The 21,498-nt window shown below is 67.0% G+C and carries 25 protein-coding genes; 7 read left to right on the forward strand and 18 right to left on the reverse strand.

The features are described 5' to 3' along the window. Positions 1–73 precede the first annotated feature (73 nt). From ABD811_RS38415 to ABD811_RS38495, 17 genes are all read right to left on the reverse strand, one after another. Entirely contained in the window at positions 74–436 is a 363-nt protein-coding gene (locus ABD811_RS38415; RefSeq protein WP_344957657.1) for a hypothetical protein, read from the reverse strand. A gap of 91 nt (positions 437–527) precedes the next feature. Then, entirely contained in the window at positions 528–872 is a 345-nt protein-coding gene (locus tag ABD811_RS38420) for a hypothetical protein (RefSeq protein ID WP_344957659.1), read from the reverse strand. A 375-nt stretch (positions 873–1,247) separates the two neighbouring features. Continuing rightward, positions 1,248–2,129 (reverse strand): hypothetical protein, encoded by an 882-nt coding sequence (locus tag ABD811_RS38425; protein ID WP_344957662.1) that lies wholly within the window; start codon positions 2,127–2,129, stop codon positions 1,248–1,250. A 172-nt stretch (positions 2,130–2,301) separates the two neighbouring features. Continuing rightward, entirely contained in the window at positions 2,302–2,628 is a 327-nt protein-coding gene (locus ABD811_RS38430) for a hypothetical protein (protein ID WP_344957664.1), read from the reverse strand. Between the two features lie 107 nt (positions 2,629–2,735). Next, a complete protein-coding gene (locus ABD811_RS38435) occupies positions 2,736–3,092 on the reverse strand; it encodes a hypothetical protein (protein ID WP_344957666.1) in 357 nt (118 codons plus the stop codon). Between the two features lie 240 nt (positions 3,093–3,332). After that, positions 3,333–3,680 (reverse strand): hypothetical protein, encoded by a 348-nt coding sequence (locus ABD811_RS38440; RefSeq protein ID WP_344957668.1) that lies wholly within the window; start codon positions 3,678–3,680, stop codon positions 3,333–3,335. A 256-nt stretch (positions 3,681–3,936) separates the two neighbouring features. Continuing rightward, positions 3,937–4,965, reverse strand: coding sequence for a DUF932 domain-containing protein (locus tag ABD811_RS38445; RefSeq protein WP_344957670.1), 1,029 nt, complete (start codon positions 4,963–4,965; stop codon positions 3,937–3,939). 259 nt (positions 4,966–5,224) lie between these two features. Beyond that, positions 5,225–5,494, reverse strand: coding sequence for a hypothetical protein (locus ABD811_RS38450; protein WP_344957672.1), 270 nt, complete (start codon positions 5,492–5,494; stop codon positions 5,225–5,227). Between the two features lie 129 nt (positions 5,495–5,623). Beyond that, positions 5,624–5,977, reverse strand: coding sequence for a ParB N-terminal domain-containing protein (locus ABD811_RS38455; RefSeq protein ID WP_344957674.1), 354 nt, complete (start codon positions 5,975–5,977; stop codon positions 5,624–5,626). 31 nt (positions 5,978–6,008) lie between these two features. After that, the gene (locus tag ABD811_RS38460) at positions 6,009–6,395 is read right to left on the reverse strand and encodes a hypothetical protein (RefSeq protein WP_344957676.1); all 387 of its coding nucleotides are present in this window, start codon (positions 6,393–6,395) and stop codon (positions 6,009–6,011) included. Positions 6,396–6,525: 130 nt separating this feature from the next. Then, entirely contained in the window at positions 6,526–7,146 is a 621-nt protein-coding gene (locus ABD811_RS38465; protein ID WP_344957678.1) for a hypothetical protein, read from the reverse strand. A gap of 178 nt (positions 7,147–7,324) precedes the next feature. Beyond that, complete coding sequence (locus ABD811_RS38470) at positions 7,325–7,711, reverse strand: hypothetical protein (protein WP_344957680.1); 387 nt, start codon at positions 7,709–7,711, stop codon at positions 7,325–7,327. 156 nt (positions 7,712–7,867) lie between these two features. Then, on the reverse strand, positions 7,868–8,326 hold the full coding sequence (locus ABD811_RS38475) for a hypothetical protein (RefSeq protein WP_344957682.1): 459 nt from the start codon (positions 8,324–8,326) through the stop codon (positions 7,868–7,870). Then, positions 8,323–8,667, reverse strand: coding sequence for a DUF8033 domain-containing protein (locus ABD811_RS38480; RefSeq protein WP_344957684.1), 345 nt, complete (start codon positions 8,665–8,667; stop codon positions 8,323–8,325). Before ABD811_RS38480 ends, ABD811_RS38475 begins: the two co-directional genes overlap by 4 nt. A 318-nt stretch (positions 8,668–8,985) precedes the next feature. Next, complete coding sequence (locus ABD811_RS38485; protein ID WP_344957686.1) at positions 8,986–9,165, reverse strand: hypothetical protein; 180 nt, start codon at positions 9,163–9,165, stop codon at positions 8,986–8,988. A gap of 81 nt (positions 9,166–9,246) precedes the next feature. Beyond that, complete coding sequence (locus tag ABD811_RS38490; RefSeq protein WP_344957688.1) at positions 9,247–9,585, reverse strand: hypothetical protein; 339 nt, start codon at positions 9,583–9,585, stop codon at positions 9,247–9,249. 1,104 nt (positions 9,586–10,689) lie between these two features. Continuing rightward, on the reverse strand, positions 10,690–11,532 hold the full coding sequence (locus tag ABD811_RS38495; RefSeq protein ID WP_344957689.1) for a hypothetical protein: 843 nt from the start codon (positions 11,530–11,532) through the stop codon (positions 10,690–10,692). A 685-nt stretch (positions 11,533–12,217) separates the two neighbouring features. Here ABD811_RS38495 and ABD811_RS38500 point away from each other — a divergent pair. The 7 genes from ABD811_RS38500 to ABD811_RS38530 all read left to right on the forward strand — a co-directional run bounded on the left by ABD811_RS38500 (position 12,218) and on the right by ABD811_RS38530 (position 18,198). After that, positions 12,218–12,628, forward strand: a complete 411-nt coding sequence (locus ABD811_RS38500) for an HIT family protein (RefSeq protein ID WP_344957691.1) — start codon at positions 12,218–12,220, stop codon at positions 12,626–12,628. Between the two features lie 116 nt (positions 12,629–12,744). After that, positions 12,745–13,284: a hypothetical protein gene (locus ABD811_RS38505; protein ID WP_344957693.1), complete on the forward strand. Its 540-nt coding sequence runs from the start codon at positions 12,745–12,747 to the stop codon at positions 13,282–13,284. A gap of 484 nt (positions 13,285–13,768) precedes the next feature. Then, the gene (locus ABD811_RS38510; RefSeq protein WP_344957695.1) at positions 13,769–14,113 is read left to right on the forward strand and encodes a VOC family protein; all 345 of its coding nucleotides are present in this window, start codon (positions 13,769–13,771) and stop codon (positions 14,111–14,113) included. A gap of 650 nt (positions 14,114–14,763) precedes the next feature. After that, a complete protein-coding gene (locus tag ABD811_RS38515) occupies positions 14,764–14,997 on the forward strand; it encodes a hypothetical protein (protein ID WP_344957697.1) in 234 nt (77 codons plus the stop codon). Further along, on the forward strand, positions 14,991–15,371 hold the full coding sequence (locus tag ABD811_RS38520; RefSeq protein ID WP_344957699.1) for a hypothetical protein: 381 nt from the start codon (positions 14,991–14,993) through the stop codon (positions 15,369–15,371). The genes ABD811_RS38515 and ABD811_RS38520 overlap by 7 nt, the downstream gene beginning before the upstream one ends. 138 nt (positions 15,372–15,509) lie before the next feature. Continuing rightward, a complete protein-coding gene (locus tag ABD811_RS38525; RefSeq protein WP_344957701.1) occupies positions 15,510–17,948 on the forward strand; it encodes a tetratricopeptide repeat protein in 2,439 nt (812 codons plus the stop codon). A gap of 124 nt (positions 17,949–18,072) precedes the next feature. After that, complete coding sequence (locus ABD811_RS38530) at positions 18,073–18,198, forward strand: hypothetical protein (protein WP_344957703.1); 126 nt, start codon at positions 18,073–18,075, stop codon at positions 18,196–18,198. Positions 18,199–18,323: 125 nt separating this feature from the next. Here the strand turns inward: ABD811_RS38530 and ABD811_RS38535 are convergent, their stop codons facing one another. Next, positions 18,324–21,344: an OmpA family protein gene (locus ABD811_RS38535; RefSeq protein ID WP_344957705.1), complete on the reverse strand. Its 3,021-nt coding sequence runs from the start codon at positions 21,342–21,344 to the stop codon at positions 18,324–18,326. Between the last annotated feature and the right edge of the window lie 154 nt (positions 21,345–21,498).

A 21,498-nucleotide genomic window follows, 5' to 3' on the forward strand; every position in this document is an offset into this window, starting at 1 on the left:
ACCTGCACACACAAATCGAGCAGCACACCCTAACGGGAGCTCATGATCCGCGGCGCGCAGGGGGCCAGGTGAGTCAGGCTGAAGGCGTCGCCGGCCCCTGGGTTGGCTGTCGGCTGGCCGCCGTGCCTTCCGGCCAGTGGCAGCCGATGCGGTGCGCGTACTGCGGTCGCACCCAGGCGTCGTAGGTGCGGCCGGACACCGTTCGATAGAGCACGATGGTGAATTCCGCTGGCGGGGTGTGAGTCAACTCCGAGAGCGGGTGCTCTCCGGGACCGTAGACCTCGACGGCTGTGACGACCGTCCCGGCCGGTTCCAGATCGGAGTTCAGCGAACCTGTCGGCAGCACACAGCCCGGCATGATCTCGTCGTAGTCCACACCGGTCAGGTGGTACCCGATGTCATGAACCGGGCAATGACGCGAGATATCTTCTTCCACAGACTCCTCCCTTGAATGGCTTGTTGATCAGGCGCCTCAGCGAGACCAGACGAGAATCGGATCGGCGCCAAGCTCCGGTTGAACGGAACGCTTAGTCGACGTCGTCGGACTCTTCCCAGCCGTGAGGCCGCACCACCGTGCCCGTCGTGGGATGAGCCCAATGGTCATCGGTCCCGCGCACGGCGGGGTTGTGAACGTGCCACCAGTCACCGCACCATTCCAGGATGGGTTCGCCGCACCCGCACAGCGCCAATGCAGTCTGGCCGTCGACGATGTGGTAGCGGTGTTCTTTGGCGATCGCGTTGGCGAGCCCAAGGCGCCACCACACGACCTTCTTGGAATTCCACACCAGGTCGGCGGCCGCCCTCGGATTGGCCAGCACGCCTGCCAGTCGGTGCAGACCGGCGGGCAATGCGATCCGTCGTGATTTGCTCATCTGCTCCTCCGGTCAGCAAGGCGGCCGCCTGTCTGTGGACTTGGTTGGACGGACCGCAGCCTGTCCTGTGAGGCTGGGACGATGTCGTAAGGGAATGCGTTTGCGCAGGTCAGTTGGCAGCAGCCGTAGCTCCAATGAGCTCGCGTGGTGCTGCCTGCGGGGCGGGTGCGTCCTGGCGAGGAGTTCTGACAACAGGGGCGCATGCGCGGGCGACGGAACGGGGAGCCCGTTTCCTTCCTGATCACGATCGCGCACCTGAAGGGCACGCATACCCGCCTGATGAGAGGCCGGGCTGGTTCGAGCAGAGCGCCTGCGTGCCTGTGGTGGTCCAGTTTGGGTTCGCCTGGGGTCGGCCTGGAGGCGCCTCGCCGATATTCAGGTTCGGTGGTCAGTGGGCAGGCCGAGTCTCTGGACGATCCGGCGGTGCCACTGCTGGGCGGCGGCGCCCGAGGCACCGTCCGGCGGGCCCACGGTCAGCACCGGTTCGTCGCTGCCGTCCTGATGCAGCCGTACGGTCACTGAGGCGTCCGAGTGGTGATGCCTGGAGCCGACGGCGGCCTCGATGTCGGCCGTGGTGATCGTGGTCTCGGCGTCCAGTTCCCAGGAGGCTTGACCGAGGTTCACTGCGGTCCATTGCTGGGACAGCAGGGATTGCGCCAGTCCGTCCAGCACCCGGCCCCAGGCTCCGGCCAAGGGCTGGGGAACCTCATCGATGCGCAGTTCGGGCAAGCCGAGCCGCACCAATCCGCTGGTCTGCAGGCGCAGTCCGGTGCTGTGGGAGGTGTAGGTGATGATCGTCCATCCGGCGACGTGGAAATCGCTGGGCTCGGTCAGCGGGTAGGGCATGTACTCGGCGGCCAGCATGACGGCGTTGTCGGCGTCGATCGGGATGCCGCCCGTGTGGATCGCCTGGGCTTCGGCAACGGCGGCGGCCAGCGGAACATGCGAGGGCGGCCAGCTGGCACCGCCGCAGCAGGACACGTGGATGTAGGTGTCGCTCGTGCTGATTCGGTGTGCCAGCGCAGGGTCCGTCCGGTCGCAGTCCGGACAGCTGAACAGGTGAGCCAGCGTCGGCATCGGTGGAACGTCCACCGACCGGACGTCGACGTAGGGCACCAGGTCCACGCCGTGGGGAGCGTCGTCGGAATGGAGCACGGTGGCCAGGCGCGTCAAATCCTCCGGGAGCTGCTGCGGCGCCGCGACGACGAAGGAAGCGGTCAGTCTGGTGGGTATGGGCAGGGTCAGCTTGTCGGGCATCTGGATTCGTCTCCGGGCGATTGAACCGGCCCGCCGTGTCGTTCTCCACACGCCGCACCGGCCTCGCCGAGCGCGGCCGCGCGCGTGGTGTCGCGACGCTGACAGATCGAAGGGCGGGTCGTGATCGGACAGTGACGCCGCCTCGGGTAGCGAGGTCGGCGTTGATGGTGGGTTAGTCGTCGTGGCGAGTCAGCCGGTCGATGATGCGGAGGATCACCGCGTTGCGGTCCCGCCAGGGCAGCACCGCTTGGTCGTTGGTGATGACTTCGGAGATCATGGCGTGCAGCAGATTGATCGCTGCTTGCCGCCAGCCCTTCCAGAAGGCCAGGTTCGGCGCGACCGTCGCATCCACGATCTGGTCCCGCTGTCCGGGGGCAAGGTGTTCATCCGCGTCCCAGACGGCTTGGCGGACGTTGACCAGTGCAGGGCAGGCGGCGATGACATCAGACAACAGCCGCTCCGCCAGTTCTTCGTATCTCGCGTCCGCTGACGGTCCCATGCGCTATCACCTCCATGGCAAGGTCGTGGTGCAACGAAATGGCTCGTGCCGCCGGGGAATCGCCCCGGCGGCGGTGCCGGTCTCCCATGAGTGGGGCGGGCTGCAGGTCAGGCGGCTGACGCGTCGACCAGGTCGGCGTAGCCTCCCTCATCGAACGACTTGACGAAGTCCTTCGCGGCCTTGGGCTGAGCCACGGTGATCTCCTGGTACTCGTCGGTGTCGGGCTGGTGGATCTCCACGGCGACCTCCCCAGCGCAGACACGAACGTTGATCCTCGCCGACGGCACCAACTGGCGTGTCCTTTCCGCGATGTACCGGGCGAGCGGGCACTGGTAGGCGCTGCTCTGCCTCCCGACGATCTTGGCTCGGCGGAGTGCAGCAGCGACCTGGTCGGCAGTCTCGCCGAGGCTCATCAGCAACTCAGCGAGCCGCTGTTCGCTGATCGTGTCGCTGGACATGGACATGGTGAACGCTCCTTTCAAACGGTCACCCGCACGCGGGGGCGGTTGGCAACGTGCCGCTGACCGGTCGGGAACCGGCGCACGCTGACTCCCGACCTTGAGGAAGGCGGTAGGCCAGAGCCGAAGCAGCAGCACGGCTAATTGCTCGGTGTTGCTTCGTTGAATCGCATGACCGATGAAGACCCGCCACGAGGAGACCGCTTCCAGCTAGGCAATCTCCCCTGGATCCTGGCGAGCTGAGGTTCAGGCAGCTGTTTCGTCGACCAGATCGGTGTACTCACCGTCGTCGAAAGCGTCGATGAACTCCCGCACGGCCTGAGGCGTGACGGTCCAGACGGTCTGAGGGTCGGCGTCGCGCAGGTCGATCTCGACCTGGATGGTGCTCCTGGTGGCGGAGGCGGTCACCTGTGCGGAGGGCACACGCTCGCGAGCCCGGGCCGCCACGTATCGGACCATGGGGCAGTCGCTCGGGTTGTGCCTCTGACCGGTGATCTTTGCCGCGTGCAGCGCCGCAGCGACCTGGTCGGCGGTCTCACCGAGGCCGGTCAGCACTTCATCGAGCCATTGCTGGTTGATCGCATCGCTGGGCATTGTCGTTTCCCTTCTCGACTGCCACCCGAGGGTGGGGTGGCGCAGTGCCCTGGCTCGGTCGTGAACCGATGGCACTCATGTCCCAAGGCTGAGCAGGACGGTGCCGCAGGGCTTCGGCCCGGCTGCCGCCACCGACAGAGGGGTTGCTCTCCGGGCTTCGACGGGCAGCAGGCAGCCCGACGGATGAAGACGGCCGCGACGATTGAGATCGTGGTTTGCTCAAACGCGAGGGTCGTCTGGCAGGAACCATCGCGAGTCAGGCAGCGGAGACGCCCACCGGCTCCTCGCGTACGGCGTTGAGCGTGTGCAGCGTGGCCTGGTCCAGCTCGTCGAAGCCGCCGGTAACGGCGCGCAGCATGTTGCGTTCGACCCGTCCGGCACCACGGACGGTCTGCTCGTGGTGGGTGTAGGTGTTGACCGCCTGGATCACGCCCCAGGCGGTGTTGCGCCAGGGAGAGACCCGGTTGTCGTGATGCCACAGCTTGGTCAGGGTGTCGCGCTTGTTCTCGGCGAGTGTCCGCTTGCGGCCCGGCTCGTCGGGCAGCGGCGCGTGGGCGTCCAGGAAGGCGTTCCATTCGGTGTCGCTGACCGTTGTGCGGCACAGCGCTGCGACCTCGGCGGCGAAGTCGTCGGCGACCTGGTAGATGATGTTGAGCGCCTGGCGGGCCTCGCCGATCCGCACCTTGCTGTTCCGCGAGTGCTTGATCTTGATCTGCTGGCCGGCCTCGGCGAGCCCGGCCGCCATGGTGTTGTCGCACACCACGTTTGTGACCGCTCGCTTGAAGGTCGTGGCCAGCGACCCGTCGAAACTGGTGGCACCGAACAGGTGCGGCCGGAACTCCACGCCTTCAGGGGTGGTGACGTTCTCGGGCACCTCCACCGACACCCAGGCGACCGCTCCGCCGCGCAAAAGCCCGGCCGACCCGATCGACAGATCGTCCTCCAGGAGCGTCGCGATGGTGTTGATCAGCCACTCGACGTAGGGATGCTTCTCGTAGCCATCGGTGAAGATCCCCATCACGTGGCCGTTGTCGCCGCGGAGGATCGCCTGGCGTCCGGGCACCTCGGCCAATCCGCCGGTGACCGGGCTTTCCACATACACCGGGCTGGAGACCGCCTCCCAGCCGAAGAGGCGCCGCTTGACGTCTTCGACCGGGATCGGCCCGGGGTAGTGGTTGGGTTCTTCCGATTGCAGGTCTGCCCGGTAATGCCAGGCCTTGCCGCGCTTCTCGGTGAAGCCGATCAGCGTGTTACGGTTCAGCCATTCCAGCGCCTCTTTGGACATGGCAATGCTCTCCTTCCGTTTGGATGTGAGAGGCAGGCGCCGCGCCCACGTGGCGCGAACATCCCGAAAGTCAGCAGCCTGAAAAACAAGGCCGGGAGGCGTAGATCGCAGCCGAGCGGGAATCGCGTCGAGTCGGCTCTATGGATCCAGAGCGGAACGCCAAGCCCCCCGACTGCGTCGGGACTTCCTGACGTGCTGGTCGTCACCGCTTGCTACTAGCAACCATGACGGTCACTGTCTACCGGACGGGCAGTCCAGGCTAGCCGTCTATGGCTGCGCAGTCCTCACACTCGTCACCCGGCGGGCATATCTTGACTGGCCTTGCTCTGGCTGATTCACCGAGAATGTCCTGCACTTGGCGAACGATGGCTACGGCCCGGTCATCCGAGCCATGCCATTCACTGAAGGCGCCACCTTCGTGATTTTCCTTGTGGGAGATGCGCCAGCGCTCTGCGTCCCACTCTCTGATGTCACCAGCAAGGCCGTTGAGCTGTTCTCTCAGACGATCCAGCCGCATACCTTCGCCCATTGATTCACCTCTTGCTCGTCTGAACAACTCCCCTTTGTTCCGATCTTGCTTTTGCATCTGCGACTGTCCTGGAAGGACAAACCGATCGCTCCCTGATGGAGGATAGGTCTACACGTTTCGGGGACGCCTTCATGACCCGTGCTTGCCAGGCTTGTCGCCGCCGAAGATCCTCACCTGATACTCCTGGTCCTCGCTCAAGACAACGATCGGCAGTGCGGTGACGCCTTCCCGTTGGGCTCGTGCGATCCGGTGCCAGCCATCGATGATCATTGCATTGCCTTCGGCTTCCCGGAGTCTCACCGCGATGATTGGACGGTCCAGGTCGACCGTTGAAATGTGCTCCTCGTTCAGGGCCACCGCATTCAGCCAGCCGAACCAGGGCTGTGGGTCGAAGCGGTGGACCGGCAGGGTCGCGGCGATCTGCTGTGCTTTGGTGACGTCCCACCGGTAGGCCAGGAACTGAAAGAACTCTCGCTGACTCATTCATGCCCTCCGAACCGTGCTGGTCCCGCCCTCAGACACACACAGGCTGTGCGTCCGTCGGCCAGGGCTGCGTCCCCGGCGCGCAGGTCGTGACGACGTTGAGCCGGTCGGGACGCACGAAGGAGAAGCCGACGCTGTCGGCGCACATCGCGACGCGGCCCTCTCCCTCGCCGATCACCACCACGTCACCGACCGACATCGACCGCAGGCGCCGGTCCCGGTATGCGCGAGCGAGGATCGCGCAACGTCCGGTCAGCCACTCGGGGTCGAGGTTGCAGGCGGCCCACAGCGCCTCGGCCAGTGCCGAGACGAAGACGACGCCACCGAGATCGATGTCGGCTTCGAAGACATGCACGAGTGGGTGGCCGGACTCGTACCCCAGGAAGTTGACCATGCGGCCCTCGGGGTCGCGGGCCACGTTGTGATACACGCTTACACGCATGGGCTCCTCCCATGTCCTCCGATTTCTGCTGCTGGATTCGGCGCTCGCTGGCCATCGCCAGGGAATAGCGCTTTTGCCAAGGTCTGGCGAGTCCTGAATCCCCTGACTAGATCCAGACCTCGGCGATCATCCGGTGACCGCACCGGGGGCAGAACAGATCGTCCAGCGCCCATCCGTCGTCGTCTTGGCGGGTCAGGTTCGTCCAGGTGACGCGTTCGTGGGCGGTGTCCACGCAGTATTCGCACGCGGTGCAGCCGATCATGACCCACTGGGAACAGCTCGCGATCACGTACGCCGGTTCCTCGCATTCGACCGAGCGCACGCCTACGGTCGTGTTCATGAATCCGCGGTCACCCGATTCGATCGTCAGGAACCGGCGGCCGTCGGCCGTATCCCACAGGGTTCCGCCGAAGTCCTCCGACAGCACGCTCTCCCAGTCGCCGGTGCAGAACTCGTAGTCGGCCGATACCTCGTCGGTGTCAAGGCCGAGGCTGCTGGCCAGGGCCTCGCGCAGCACCTTGCGGGAGTCGCGTTCGTGCAGCAGGCTGTACCACCGCTCGGAGTGGTAGTAGGCGTGTTCGTCCACATAGGCGTCAAGCGCTTCGTTCAGCGCGTCCTGGACCTTCTTGTCGGTCGGTCCGATGGCGCCCAGGAAAGCGTCGGTGTCCACCGTGAAGGTCACATCATCGGGACGGTGGACGGCGATGGTCGCTTCGATCGCGGTCATGGTCATCTCCCGCGCATGGAAGGTCCCGCAGGTCCCCTCCCCCCCATAGGGGACCTGCGGGACGTCGGAGTTGGTCTATTGCGGGTGCGACTCGGCAGCAGGGAGCAGCTGCCTCAAGAGATCTGGGCCGGGCATGGAGCCAAGGTCGCGAGAGCGCCTATGTCGCACAGCAGGCGGCTCAGTTGGTCAAGTCCGACCTGAGGTCGGCGTAGAGGTCGTGGTCGTATTCGGCGTTGTCGAAGGCGGAAATGAACTCGCCCACCGGCTCAGGCAAGGGAGCGCTGAACCTGCCGGAACCGTCGACGGAGGGTTCGCCGACCTGGACGATCACGCCGCCGCCGGCGACGATCACCTTCACCGGCTCGGTCGGCGCCTGCTCGCGTACGCGGGACGCGACGTAGCGGGCAACCGGGCAGTCCGTCATGGTGCGACGGCCCCGGATCTGCTGTTTGCGCAGGGTCTCGGCGACCTCTTCATGCCAGGTGCCCATGTCGTGTAGCAGCGTGGACAGCCACTGGTCGCTGATCAGACCGCATGGCGTCACGTCATGGGTAAGGGCGGGCATGGAGGATCTCCCTCCTTGTGTGGGGGTGGTCTCTGCGTGAAGGTCAGGCGAGCGGGTGGGGGCCGCTCGTATCGGGTGTCCCGCAGGTCCCCTCCCCCCAGCAGGGACCTGCGGGACGGCTCGGGCAGCGGTCCGTGGCGGGCCGCGATGGTTGGGTCAGTCCAGCCAGGGACACGCGTCGGCGGGCACGTAGGCGGTACCGCAGCACCAGCACCACGGATCGAAGTCAGTGACCGGCACGACGGTGCGGCATTTGTGGCTCGGGCAGTAGCGCAGGCAGTCACGGTCGTCACAGACCGCGATCTCGAACGCCCGCAGCGCGACGATCTCGCACACCTCCTGCCCCTGCTCAAGGTGGGCGAGCGCTCCGTCATGCCCGCCGTGGAAGCCGGACCGCTGGCTTTGGTAGATCGCGGCCCTCTCGGCGGCCTGCACCGCGTCGCTCGGGTCTGCGGTTTCGTCCCGGCCCTCCAGCAGGGAGGCCAGTGCGTCCACGGCCAGGGCCGGATCGTCGGTGACGTAGGGCTCGGCCTCCGGCAGGCAGCCCAGGGTGAACTCGGACACGTGGTAGTGCCGAACCGAGCGCACCGGGCTGGCGGATGTAGTCGTCGTCATGCCGCTGCCGCGTCCTCCCCGACCGCGACGGCGGTCCCCAGCCACGCTCGGCAGAGGTTCTGGTGCCGGGTCGTGGTCGGTGAGTAGGTCACAGGCGGCACCACCATCCGGCCGTCGGCCCGCACCCACGCGATCGGCGTCGCATACGAGCGGACCGTGTAGATGATCCCGGAGGATCGGCGGTCGTCGTCGTAGCGGCGCGCCCACGCCAGTGGCAGCCTCCCGGTCGATCCGGGGGCGTACGGTGTGGCGCTCATGGCGCCGTGGGTGTCGAACGGCTGGAGGTGAGCCAGGGGGCCGTCCGGCCCGCCCACGTCGTAGCGGATGGACAGCTTGGCCATCACGATCACCTCACAGGTGAAGATCGAACGGTCCGCCCGGGTCTTCGGAACATCCAGGCGGGAGGGTTGGTACAGAGCGGGTGCTCTAGCCGTTGCCCGGGTGGTCCCGCAGTGCGGTCCAGATCTCGCGGCCGAACGTGCCGACTGCCAGGGCCACGTGCAGGGTCGCCATCCAGGTGGGCGGTGTGCCGCAAGCCACCCAGAACGGAGCCGGGTTTGAAGCTGCCGAGCACAGGCGAGCAAAGGTGGTCTGATCTCGGCTCAAGCCCCCGCCCCCGGGGGGACGCGCGTTCCCCCGGGTACGGGGCGTCTATGGGATCAGCCGGCCGGTTGCGCTTTCGCTTGCAGGCCGAGCGTTCGGGTGATCTTGCGGGCCTCCCGCCGGGCGCAGCGTTCGCCCCGGTAGATCAGCCCATCGTGGATCAGCAGGCCGGTGGCCGGATCGCGGGTGTAGACCCGCCACGGCGACCGGTCCTTTCCGGTGTGCGGTGCGAACATGGCGATCCTCCAGTCGATCGGGCTGGCTGTCGCGCCGGGTGCCGGGAGACACGCGAATCCCGGCTCCCCTGTGCGGCCCGTTCAGTCGAGGCGAACCGCCTGGGCCTGGGCCTGATAGCGCTGGCCACCGATCTCGACCTTGCCGGTGGCGTAGAAGCCCGTCCGGCCCGTGGAGAACATCTTGGGCGTCAGCCCGTCGGTGAAGGTCGCCAGCGCCGAGACGGCCTCGTCCCGCTTGGCCTGCACCTTGACCTTCGGGTCGGCCTTGGACCCGATCAGCACAGCCTGGGCCTGCGCCTGGTAGCGGACACCGTCCACCGTGATCTTGCCGGTGGTGTGGAATCCCTTGGACCCGCTGGAGAAGGTCTTGGCCACCAGACCGTCCTTGACCATGTTCGCGAGCGCCTGACTCACACTCACTGTCAGCCTCCTGAACGGCAGGGACCCAGGCCGGATGCCCAGGCCACAACCAGGGGGCGTGTCGACATGCCGCTCAGGGAGTCGCACTCGCATCCCGCGGCCAGCCGGCCGGCACCGGGCGGTCTGCTCCTCCAGTGCCGGCGGCCAGGCAGACCGCTTTTCCAACCACGTCCCCGACGCGCGGTCCCTGGCCCCGCCGGACCGCGCGGTCGGGAACGGTGGTGGGCGTCCCGTGATGATGCTGTGCCGCTGGGAGAGACCGGGACGCGTCCTCTCTCCCAGCGGAGGGCCAGAACCACAGCTCGCCCGCCACGGCCACGGCCTCCGACCGTGACCCGCAACGACATCCGCACCTTCACGCGCCATGGCACGTCAAAGTGCGACGCCGCCGCGTCGGGCTTCCACTTAAATACGGGTACCGGAACCGCCGAACCGTCGGCGACATCCAAGATTTTTCGCTCGCGCGACGAAACGGCACGTACCGGCGTCCGCATCGCTCTCCTGCGCATGCGCGCACGAGAGCCCGTCCGCGTCTTAACGAGCGGACGACATCGTGAGCGGGATGCATACCAGCGCGTTGACCGCGCCGTGCACGAAATCCGCTCTCACCCTAATACGGGCACCGGAACCGCTGAACCGTCGGCGCATTTCAAGATTTTTGGACCACTATCTCAGCATCCGCCTCCGGGAGACTGGCCGCGCGTACGCGCCGGACACGCTCTCCGACTCTCGATCGCCATGCGCGGGAATTGCGCCGTCCCCTGCGTTCAGACGCTCTGAGAAGACTGTGAGCCCCCTAGGAGCTTCCTAGGGGGCTCACAGACGGTTCCGAGTCTCAGAGGCTCTCAGCTGCATCATCGCGTGTCGGGTACCCGCCCACACTGGGATCGGTACGCCGATCATTGGTCCAGACTCGGAGGTGAATCCAGTAGGTGACTTCACCGATGAACCGGCCATCGCGCATGACGTCGTATGTCTCCGTAGCGCAAAGCGCGTGATCGCCCGACAGGCACTCATGGTTGAGTTCGTAGGTGATCATTTGCCATGTGCCTTCCATGCAGAGCCCCCTAGGGACGCGCACCCTAGGGGGCTCACCGCTTCCGTCTACTCCGTGTGCTCTGCCCGCTTGGCTGTCTCGCTCGGACGTATGCTGTGATGGATCATTTCGTCGCGCGCTTGGTCCAGACGCTCGGACAGCGTCTCCCACTCCCGACGCGCCTTGTCTCGCGTCCTGCGAACGTTCCAGCGTGAACCGTACGCGCCACCGTGTTCGGCTTGTGCGACGGTTGCGAGGATGCCCTCACGCTTCAGGTTGTCCGCTTCGCTCGCGAGGAACAGGACCTTTGAGAGCGTGGGATACTCGGTTCCGTCTCCCCACGCTTTGCGCATGATCGCTTCGCTGAGCTGTGAGACACCGGTCGCCGTTGCGAGTGCCGTCACGGTTTCGACGTGCGGAACTCCGCGCATGCGCTGAGCGCCTGGCGTTTCCGTGATCTCGTCCGGCGGAACGTCCAGCCGGTATCCGTTTCGGGCCGCCGCGTCCCGCACTGCCCAGCGCAGAAGCGTCTTCCGCGTGATGATCGTCGTCTGGCCGTCCTTACGCCGGTACTGCCAGCCTGCCACTTCTCGGGAGTCCACCCATTGCGAAGCGGTCGGGCAGGACTTGAGCACGTCGCGGAGGCGTGCCGCGAACAGCAGAACGGCGTCTTGCGTGACGTCGTCCGAGATGTCGTCCGTCCCGTAGAGCCCGTGTCCGCTTCGGGTGACCGTGGCGCTTCCGTCCATGCGCTTGCGTGACCGCGTCGCGTCGACCGTACGGCAGTAGCCGCGCGCCAGCGTGCGGAGGTCCGTCCAGTCATCAGCGGTGACTCGGGACATGTCTTCCGGGGCGAGATCACCGCCCGGAACATTGATCGGAATTGCCCTGCCGGGAATCCAGTTGGACATGATCGGTCTCCGATCGTCTTTCTGTGATGCGCGCACGGGAGGCGCACGCTTCACGTCACTTGCTTGACCTACTCATCTTCCATTCAACCTCCATCGACACGAAAAAGCAACACCTTGTACCGCCAATTCCTCAAACAATCAACAGCCTCCAAATGCGCACTTCGGCGACCTTCAACAGCCTTTCACGCCCCCTAAATCCAGCCTCCAGAGAGGGCGTTACAAGAATTCCAAGCAGTCAAATTCTCGAATACCCTGCATAGAAACCATATTTCCCAACTCGAAGACATCAGCCGATTCACGCGCCCATTCAATGACCCCCGACCAGCGCCGCCTCTGGAGAGGCCCCCGGCCTCTATCAGTCGCGGACGCATAGAGACGAGCTGCTACCCCTCCGACCTGGCAAGACACGTCAGCAGTCCCGCCCACTTCTAAGAAGGTGGGCAAATGGGTCCCTTATCGGGTGCGCTGACAAGGTAGGAACCGGCTCCGGCACCGCCGCGGTGACCTCGTTGACCGAGCGGCGGCTCCACCTGTGGCAGCTGCCGCCCGGCATCCGGCCGCTGCCCTAGGTGACGGACTTTGACCAGTGCTGCGCCGCCCGCCACCGGGCACGCGGCGTCCCGGCTGACGCCCTCGGTGCAACCGACCAAGGTGGCTGGGGTTGGCGAATGCGATGATCTGGTGGGTGAGCGACTGCACCTTCTGCAAGATCGTTGCCGGGCGGCTGCCGTCTTATCGTGTCCTTGAGGACGAGTACACGGTGGCGTTCCTCGACATCGCCCCGGCCTCACCAGGCCATACCTTGGTTGTCCCGCGCGAACATGCCGCTGACGTGTGGACGATCTCCGAGACCGCCCATGGGCATGTTGCTCGGATGGTGCATCGGGTCGCTGCGTTGCTGAAGGCGGCGTTGGCTCCCGACGGGGTGAACGTCGTACATTCCACCGGCGAGGCCGCCTGGCAGGAGGTCTTTCACTTCCACACTCATGTGGTCCCGCGCCGGCATGGCGATGATCTGCGGCTGATGTGGAGTTCTCAGCCGGCTCCGAGCCGCGAACTCGAACAGACCTTGGAACTGATCGCTGCAGCCCGCTGATCCCAGCGCTCAGCGCGGTGTGGTGGCAGAGTCTGCTCGCAGCCACCAACATCGTCCCCTGACGGCCTCAAGGCAAGGCAGTCTATGAAGTAAGCGGGCAAGGGAGGTTCCTGGGCGTGGCCGATCACACGGTGGCGTTGAGCGTCGACAACGGGTGCTACCACCTCACCGATCCGGCGACCGCACAGCCGCTGCTCTACCACACGGGCGCCAACGGCCTGGTCGGAGTGCTCGGCGACGGAGCCGCGTGTGTGTGCACCGGCACCCTGACCGGGTACGTCCGCGTCACGGTACTGGCCGCCCAGGAACCACCCGCCGCCCCCGACCCGGCCGCGTGGGACGACATCGTCGAGGTGTCGTTCACCTCACCCAGCGGCCGGTTCGGGCCCGCCTGTCCTGAGGCTGCGCTGCTTCCCAATCTGGCCTCGGCGGGTGTCGGCACCTACCGGCTACGAGTGCACGTCCGCGGCCGTGACACCGCTGCTCGCGCCGAAACTGCCAACAACGCCGATGACGTCACCGAAGAGCACCTGATCATCTCCTGGCCAGACGCAGGCGGAGAACCGGAAACGATCATCCAGGCCACAGACGCCTTCGGTGCGCGGCTCCGCGCACATCCTCCGACCCGTCCACGATGCCGCCGCCCGATCCCATGACCACCGGGGGCGTGGTCATGAAAGACCAAAGAAGCGGCCGGGTCACCGGCATGAATACGGACCCGACCAGGCGCATCCAACTCGACTAACCTCCATCGCCACCGTCGCCCTGTGCTGCTGCTCGGCGCGGGTCCTCGGCGCGGGCACCCGCGACCTCGAGGACGTCCTGCTCAACCTGCGCTACCGCGACCACCTCCACCACCTCGCGTGCGAACGCCGCGAGGTGTTGAGTGATTGCGACCGTGAGAAGCAGCAACGTTTGTTCGTTGGTTTGAGCGACGGTTGTGAGTAGAAGCAAACGGGTGATGTCGATGAGACTTAGCGACGGTCCACTGCGCCTGCTGCCGATGGATCGCCGTTCACCCTGATCCCCGCAGTGAAGCCTGTCCTCACGTTCCTTGTGGAGAACTGGACCGTCCTCCTCAGATGAGTTCTTGTCACGGGAGTGGTCTAAGTTCCCGAAACGGCTGAGGGGGTGGTCCAAGTGGACTTGTACAGCATCATTCCGGTGAGTGACCGGACCAAGGCACTGGGGTGGTTCGAGGTCTTCTTTGGGCGCGCGGCGGACGAGGTCATCGGCGAGGAGTACCTGTGGCAAGTCGGCGAGAACGCATGGATTGTCGTCGATGACCGGGACGTGCGGGCCGAGCGGGTAGGTGGCGCCATGATCACGCTCGGTGTTACCGACCTCGACGACATTCTGGCCCGCCTCGCTGCGCACGGCATCGGCCACGAACCGGTGGAGACCTACAGCAACGGCGTGCGCCACGTCGTCGTACTGGACCCGGACGGGAACAGCCTGTCGCTCGCCGAGGCGCCAGTCCAGTAGGTCGCAGATCGCGGATGCAGGACGGACCGCAGGACGGACCACGGGTGTCGGTGGGCGTTACTCACCCTGGCGCTGCGGCTTGTGCCGCTCTTGCCAGTTCTTCGACTGGACAGCGTTGACCGGCTCGACCTTCTGGTGCCAGAGGGTTTGTTGCTCCAACGGCGGTGTGGTCCAGCATGCCCCACCGCAAGGCCCTGAGTGTTGCTGAAGGTCATCAACACGACAGTTCGATGATCAGAGGTGTTGCGCAAACTCACCGACAAGCGTTGCCGCTTCACGCGGACTTGAGCGCGGAAACTTCGGGCTTTGACCCACTCTCGATGATCGAGGTGACCGAGCGTGACGTACGGGTCAGCGGAGGCTGACGCACCGTCATTGATCGGTGAGGTCTGCGACGGTGCCGTCCTGGTTGATCTCGACAGGGTCGGACCAGGGGTCGCAGATCGGGGAGGCGGGTACCGCCTCAGCGCGTTCTCACGCGAGGTGGAGGTCGTCGCGGTAGCGGAGGCTGAACAGGACGTCCTCGTTGACGCTGACGCGGTGGGGGCCGGTGTCGCTGTAGAGGGTCCCGGCTTCCTTCAGCGCGGCCTCGGCGCGCCGGTAGTACTCGTCGTCGCGTAGCGCGCCGACACCGGCGCCGGTGTCGCCTGGTGCTGCCCAATCAGGCCCTGCTGGCCTTGCTCGCGATCCTGAACCGCCGCTGGGCTGCGCACGTGCTGTCGCTGCTCGGCCAGCGCCCCGCCCGGTTCAGCCCGCTGCAGCAAGCCATCGCTGTTGCGCGCCCGAAAGCGGGGGCGGTTTCCGTGATTGGGCGGTGCGGGTGGCTGGTTTGGGCTAATCGGTGGCAGGGGCTGCCGGTCGTGGTGATGATGGCGGCATGGTGAGGCGTCGATGGGTGTGGGCCGGGGCCGGGTTGACAGTTGGGGCGGTGGCCGGGCTGGGCGTGTACTTCGCGGTGGTGGGGCTGGATCGGGCCGACAAGCTGGCCAGTGTGGTGGGGGCGCTGGTCGCGGTGGTGGGGTTGGCGTTGACCGTGTATGGGCTGGTTGCGGGCTCCGGCGCCGGGAGGCGGGTGCGGCAGGACGCCCGGGCCTCTGGCCGCGGCCGGGTCCACCAGGTGGGCGGGAACCAGACCGCCTCGCCGCCCGCGGGCGGCGGCACAGATGTTCCTGATCGGGTGCGGCAGCGCGCGCGGGTCACCGAGGACGGGGAGGTCTGGCAGGTCGGCGGCGATCAGGACCCGCCCGCCCGGCCATGACCACTCCCCACGGCGGCCCGAAGAAGGTGTCGCAGAACGTCCGCGCCGACGGCCATGCCCAGGTCACCCAGGTGGCCGGGGATCAGCACGTCCATCACCATCACGGGTCCGGGGGCAGGCGGCGCCGCAGGTGGGTCATTGCCGGCGGCTCCGCCGTATCTGGCCGGCCGCGACGCTCAGGTGGAGGAGTTGCTGGAGGTGCTGGCTCCTGGCGAGGGGCCGGGGACGGTGGTGGTGTCGGCGGTGCACGGGCTGGCCGGGGTCGGCAAGACCGCCCTGGCGTTGACGGCCGCCCACCAGGCGGTGGAGCGGGGATGGTTCGGCGGCGCGGCGCTGTTCGTCGAGATGGCCGGGTATGACCCGGCCGGTGGGGTGAGCGGTGAGCGGGCGGTCGGGATGCTGCTGCGGGCTCTGGGCGTCGCCGAGCAGGACTTGCCGCCGACCCCCGAAGAGCAGGCGGGGTTGTATCGGGCGGAGCTGGCCCGCCGCGCCCGGCAGGGGCTGCGGGTGCTGGTGGTGGCCGACAACGTCTCCTCGGCCGGGCAGGTGCGGCTGCTGGTGCCCGGGGCGGGGACGCATCGGCTGCTGGTCACCTCCCGCGACACCCTGGCCTCGCTCACCGAGGTGGGGGCCCGGCTGATCGGGCTGGAGGAACTGACGCCGCAGGCGGCCGCCGACCTGATCGGCCAGACCCTGCTGCGCGCCCGCCCGGCCGACCCGCGTCCGGCGGCCGAGCCGGGGGCGGTGGAGGCGGTGGCCGGGTGGTGCGGGCGGTTGCCGCTGGCGCTGCAGATCGCCGCGGCGTTCCTGGTCGACGACCCCGGCCTGTCGATCGCGCAGCTGGGGGAGCATCTGGCCGATGAACGCACCCGGCTGGACCGGATCCGCCCCCCGGACACCCCCGAGCAGGCCGAGGGGGATTCGGCGCCGGTCCGCGCGGCGTTCGCCCTGTCGTATCGGCGGCTGAACCCTTCCCAGCAGCGGCTGTTTCGGTTGCTGGCGGTCAATCCCGGCCCGCACGTCGGCACCGACGCCGCCGCCGCCCTCACCGCCTGGCTGGCCGATCAGGTGCGGCCGGTGCTGGCCGCCCTGGCCCGTGCCAGCCTGCTGGCCGAAACCCCCGCCGGATCGGGGCGGTGGCGGATGCACGACCTGATCAAGGTATACGCGGCCGAACTCGCCGACACCAGCAACGATGACGACCGGCATGAAGCTCTGGACCGGCTGCTGGAGCACTATGCGACCGCCGCCGACGCCGCCGCCGACCACCTGCGGGCGCTGCCCGGCGACCCGCTCCCCGACCGGTTCCGCGACCGGCAGGACGCGCTGGCCTGGCTGGACGCCGAGCGCTCGAACCTGATCGCCGCCGTCCCCCTGGCCGCCACCACACACCCGCCCACCGCCATCGCCCTCACCGCATCCCTGGCCCAGTACCTGGACTGGCGGCGCCTGTTCCACGACGCCATCACCATCGGCCATCACGCCCTGGCTGCCGCCCGCCAACTCGGCGACCAGCGCTATGAAGGCATGGCGCTGAACAACCTCGGTCTCGCGCTGGTGGAGGTGCGGCGGTTCGAGGAGGCCATCGACGCCCACACCCGGGACTTGAGCATTTGCCGCGAGCTCGGCGACCAGCACCGCGAAGGCACGGCGCTGAACAACCTCGGTACCGCACTGCAGGAGGTGCGGCGGCTCGAGGAGGCCATCGACGCCCACACCCGGGCCGCCACCATCTACCAAGAGCTCAGCGACCGGCACGGCGAAGCCTCGGCGCTGAACAACCTCGGTCTCGCGCTGCGGGAGGTGCGGCGGCTCGAGGAGGCCATCGACGCCCACACCCGGGCCGCCACCATCTACCAAGAGCTCAGCGACCGGCACCGCGAAGGCACGGCGCTGAACAACCTCGGTATCGCACTGCGGGAGGTGCGGCGGTTCGAGGAGGCCATCGACGCCCACACCCGGGACTTGAGCATTTGCCGCGAGCTCGGCGACCAGCACCGCGAAGGCACGGCGCTGAACAACCTCGGTACCGCACTGCAGGAGGTGCGGCGGCTCGAGGAGGCCATCGACGCCTGCACCCGGGCCGCCACCATCTACCAAGAGCTCGGCGACCAGCACCGCGAAGGCATGGCGCTGAACAACCTCAGTATCGCACTGCGGCGGGTGCGGCGGCTCGAGGAGGCCATCGACGCCTGCACCCGGGCCGCCACCATCTTCCGCGAGCTCGGCGACCAGCACGGCGAAGGCTCGGCGCTGACCAGCCTCGGATTCGCGCTGCGGGAGGTGCGGCGGTTCGAGGAGGCCATCGACGCCCACAACCGGGCCGCCACCATCTTCCGCGAGCTCGGCGACCAGCACCGCGAAGGCATGGCGCTGAACAACCTCGGTACCGCACTGCAGGAGGTGCGGCGGTTCGAGGAGGCCATCGACGCCCACAACCGGGCCGCCACCATCTACCAAGAGCTCAGCGACCGGCACCGCGAAGGCACGGCGCTGAACAACCTTCGGGTGACTAGGCAGGCGATGAGGCGTGGGGGCCGAGTGCGGGGGTGGTGGCGGAGGGTGACCGGCAGATAATGGCCCGGTCGTGGTGGGCGGTCTCCCCCGGTGCCCGGCTGTCTCATTCCTCACCAAGCAGCTACGCCAACAGCTCTGGCAAGCGCTGTGGGGGAGCACGCACGTCCCCTACATTATCGATGTGATGAGCACCGGCCAGCTCAGCAAGACTTCCGTCCACGCCTACCTCAAGAGCCAGCAGGACACGGAACACCTGGACCGGATCCGCGCCCAGATCGCAGCGGCCCTACGCGACCAGGCCTCGCCGTAGACGACCGCTGACATTAATTCCGCGCACGGCACTGTCAACATCTTCGTCAGTGTGTGCGCGGGTTTCATATCAGTGGTGACCGTCCCTGCAGCTGTACGTGGCCCAGTCCTGCAGCGTCAGCTTGGTTACGTCGTCTTCTGGCGATGGTCGGGCTGAGGTTGGCGGCCGCGGGGGTGGAGGAGGCGCCATAGGAGTTGCTGTGTCTCCTCGCTGGGGTCGACTGCCAGATCTTCGAGGGAGGTCTCCAAGAGCCGGAAGGTGCGGCGCACGGCGTCTGGCCGGCCGAGCTTGGCTTGCAGGGTCATGATGCGCTGGTAGATCTCTTCGGCGTAGCGGTCAAGGGTTCGGGCGCGTTCGAGCACCACCAGAGCGCGCTCAGAATCCTGACGCTCGTAGAGCGTGGCGAGATGGACTAGCGCTTCGACGGCCTGGCGTCGAAGCGCCTCCCGCTCGGGCTCTATCCACTCGTACGCCTGCTCATAGGACCCTTCGGCGGCGAGGTGGCCCACGTAGGTGTCCGCGGCTTGTTGCAACAACGCCGCCTGAATCTGGTCGTCATCGGCTTGCGACGCCCTGTGCAAGGCGGTGTGGAAGCGCCATAGATCGACGCCGACGAGTTCGGGGTTGAGGCGGTAGCGGTCCGCGGACAGGACGATGAAGTTCTCGTCGACCAACCTGGTGGCGCGCTTCAACGCCCGGCGTGAATCATGCAGCAGGGCGTGGAAACGCATGACCGCGTGCTTGTGGTCGACGTCGGGCCACAGGGCCGCAGTGATCGCGTCGCGGCTGGCGCCGTCGGCGTGGACGGCCAGGTAGGTCAGCAGCTCTCGGCCTTTGCCGCGGATTCCGGTTTCCAGTTCCTGGTCGCCCACCAGCACGGTGGGATGACCGAGCACCCGCAGCTGGACGGGTTGTTCCCCGGCGGCTCCTGCGTCCTGGCGGACCGGCGGGGCTGGCCGTGGCGAGGGCACGTGGATTGGGCCGGTCGCCTCCACACTCTGTTCGGACGTTCTCTCGGGCTCCGGGGCACCGTGGGCGCTGCGGAGAAGGTCCAATACCTGGCGGGTGTCGTCGACGGAGAGGTGGAAGAGCTGCAACCCTTCCCAGAGCTCGGTGTTCGTGCCCCTGGTGGCGGTGACGTGTCCTGAGTCGTCGAGAAGCACGGTCGGCCCGGCCGGATGGTCTCCTAGGGTGATGATGGCCATGTCGTACTCGGAGGCGGCGGTGGCGAGTGCTTGCAGACGGCGCTGCTGATCTTCACTCGGCGTCGCAAGCAGGACAAGGCGTGGCAATGGTTCTGTGGGATCGCCTCCGCGGACGGCGTCCAGGTCCTGCCCATCGGCTGTGGTGTCGAGCAAACGGGCACGGTGGATCCGCTCGGATTCCAGCAGCCGCAGCGCCGCATTCAGGTCAGGAGTGAGGCGTACCGCTGGGACGTGCTGGGCGAGTTCGTCGACGTCCTCAGAGGGCAACGTGAGCAACCGCGAGGCGTCGTCGCGGGACACCACGAGTTCCACGTCGTGGTCGCCCGCATGCATCAGCAGCGTCAGCAGCAGCGCACGGGCCGCCGCCAGGCCACCAGGTCCACTCAGGCCGACGACGAGCCCGCCGATCGGAGCCGAGGTCTCTTGGTCATCGCGTACGCCGAGGACAATCTGGCCGTTGGAGGTCAGAGGGAACAGATGCAGTCGCTGCTGAGCGGACGGCTCCGGCTCGCCGTCGGTGTGACCGCCCTCGCGAGCGGCGAGGGCGACGCGGCGTAGCTTGCGGACGGCCGGGCCGGGCTCTGGTTCCCGCGCATTCAGATCGGGGCCGGAGCGGGGCGTGCGGTGCCGACGTCGCCGGTGCAGCCGGGACACCATCAGCGCGGTGCCGACCCCGGCCGCGAAGGACAAGCCGACCACAGCACCGGACGGCAGCTCTACTGTGATCGGCACACCGACGGGTGAGCTCGGCTCGGAGGACGATGGCCGCGGCGACTCGGAAGCTGCCGGTGTTTGGGTTCTGGATGGCTGGACTCCGGAAAGCGTCACCGCCGGCCGGGAGGGCTTGGCCGAGTGTGGCGCAGCGTTCGGTGTCGCTGGTGGTGTGGGAGCCGATCTGGTCGGCTCGCCGCCGCTGCCGCCCTCGCTGTGGTCTCGGTGCGATGACGGGCGGCTCGTTGGGCTGGTCGGCATCTGCCCTGCGGACTTGAGCGTGTACGTGATCTCGACTCGGCGGTTCCGGGCCCGTGCCGACGCCTTGTCTTTTGCTTCTGGACGGCGGTCATCGACGACGGGATGAGTTTCGCCCTTCCCGCTGCTCTCCAACCGGTAGCTGTCACCGAGCTCGGGCTGGAGAGCGTCTCGAACGGCCTCAGCTCGACGGAGTGAGAGTCTTTGGTTGTAGGGGGCCGGGCCAAGGGAGTCGGTGTGCCCGACGACCCTGATCGGTTCGGCTGGATCGGCACGGTTGCGAATGTCGGCGGCGGCTTGGGCAAGGGTGGACTCTGCAGCAGGCGTCAGCTGCACAGAGTCGAAGGCAAACTGCACCGTGATCGTCCGTCGACCCCGCTCGTCATCCTGCTCACCGGAAGAGTCAACGACACCACGGTCCTCGCCTGGGACGACGCTGGGCGGACCGATGGCTTCCGAGTCGACGGCGCGGACGCCTTGAGCCAACGGTGTGATCGTTTGACGAGGTGCCGCTGAGGCTGCGGCCGTCGTCTCGTCCGCCGCCTCCTGCCCGGGAAGGACGCTTTGGGAAGGTGCGGTGGCGGCTGTCAGGGTTGTCGGCGGCGGAGGGAGAGTGGCAGCTCGGCTGAGGGACACCGAGGTGCCCAGCACTGCCGCCCCCAGGCTCCCGACAAGAAGGCTGGCCATCCTCTGCGGACCCCCGAGGCCGGGGATCCGCGGAGCGGCGCGGCCGGATATCCGCGCGCCGAGCTCCAGCAGCACCAGCAGAGCCCAGACAAGCCAGCCGATCCATGTCAGGTACTTCACCGCGGCAAGCAGCAGGGTTCCGTCATCGCGACGCGACAGGGCCGAGACGATCTCATCCCCGGTGGGCAGGCGGTCAGGAACCGGTGAACCGGCGACCGTGATCAGAAGCCAGGGCAATCCGACGATCAATGCGGCCAACACTGCGGCCGCGACAATCGCACGCATTGCCCCGAGAAGGCGTCGATGCCGCGACTGCACCGGATGATGCTGGCGAGCCACTATGACTCCAAGTGCTTCGTTGGATTCTTACCTTCTATCAGCAGATCAGATGATCTGTTATCACTCTATAACGCTGAGTAAAAAGCTATTGCCTGACCGT

Origin of the sequence: Actinomadura miaoliensis, from assembly GCF_039536785.1 — a bacterium.
In the GTDB taxonomy this organism is placed as follows: domain Bacteria; phylum Actinomycetota; class Actinomycetes; order Streptosporangiales; family Streptosporangiaceae; genus Spirillospora; species Spirillospora miaoliensis.

What these genes read in the sequence shown, in the direction of transcription:
- ABD811_RS38430 (WP_344957664.1), bottom strand. Translation starts at nt 2,628, where the DNA reads ATGGGACCGTCAGCGGACGCGAGATACGAAGAACTGGCGGAGCGGCTG.
- ABD811_RS38425 (WP_344957662.1), bottom strand. Translation starts at nt 2,129, where the DNA reads ATGCCCGACAAGCTGACCCTGCCCATACCCACCAGACTGACCGCTTCC.
- ABD811_RS38420 (WP_344957659.1), bottom strand. Translation starts at nt 872, where the DNA reads ATGAGCAAATCACGACGGATCGCATTGCCCGCCGGTCTGCACCGACTG.
- ABD811_RS38520 (WP_344957699.1), top strand. Translation starts at nt 14,991, where the DNA reads ATGGTGAGGCGTCGATGGGTGTGGGCCGGGGCCGGGTTGACAGTTGGG.
- ABD811_RS38450 (WP_344957672.1), bottom strand. Translation starts at nt 5,494, where the DNA reads ATGGGCGAAGGTATGCGGCTGGATCGTCTGAGAGAACAGCTCAACGGC.
- ABD811_RS38465 (WP_344957678.1), bottom strand. Translation starts at nt 7,146, where the DNA reads ATGACCGCGATCGAAGCGACCATCGCCGTCCACCGTCCCGATGATGTG.
- ABD811_RS38495 (WP_344957689.1), bottom strand. Translation starts at nt 11,532, where the DNA reads ATGTCCAACTGGATTCCCGGCAGGGCAATTCCGATCAATGTTCCGGGC.
- ABD811_RS38440 (WP_344957668.1), bottom strand. Translation starts at nt 3,680, where the DNA reads ATGCCCAGCGATGCGATCAACCAGCAATGGCTCGATGAAGTGCTGACC.
- ABD811_RS38530 (WP_344957703.1), top strand. Translation starts at nt 18,073, where the DNA reads ATGAGCACCGGCCAGCTCAGCAAGACTTCCGTCCACGCCTACCTCAAG.
- ABD811_RS38470 (WP_344957680.1), bottom strand. Translation starts at nt 7,711, where the DNA reads ATGCCCGCCCTTACCCATGACGTGACGCCATGCGGTCTGATCAGCGAC.
- ABD811_RS38480 (WP_344957684.1), bottom strand. Translation starts at nt 8,667, where the DNA reads ATGGCCAAGCTGTCCATCCGCTACGACGTGGGCGGGCCGGACGGCCCC.
- ABD811_RS38475 (WP_344957682.1), bottom strand. Translation starts at nt 8,326, where the DNA reads ATGACGACGACTACATCCGCCAGCCCGGTGCGCTCGGTTCGGCACTAC.
- ABD811_RS38435 (WP_344957666.1), bottom strand. Translation starts at nt 3,092, where the DNA reads ATGTCCATGTCCAGCGACACGATCAGCGAACAGCGGCTCGCTGAGTTG.
- ABD811_RS38535 (WP_344957705.1), bottom strand. Translation starts at nt 21,344, where the DNA reads ATGCGTGCGATTGTCGCGGCCGCAGTGTTGGCCGCATTGATCGTCGGA.
- ABD811_RS38445 (WP_344957670.1), bottom strand. Translation starts at nt 4,965, where the DNA reads ATGTCCAAAGAGGCGCTGGAATGGCTGAACCGTAACACGCTGATCGGC.
- ABD811_RS38485 (WP_344957686.1), bottom strand. Translation starts at nt 9,165, where the DNA reads ATGTTCGCACCGCACACCGGAAAGGACCGGTCGCCGTGGCGGGTCTAC.
- ABD811_RS38455 (WP_344957674.1), bottom strand. Translation starts at nt 5,977, where the DNA reads ATGAGTCAGCGAGAGTTCTTTCAGTTCCTGGCCTACCGGTGGGACGTC.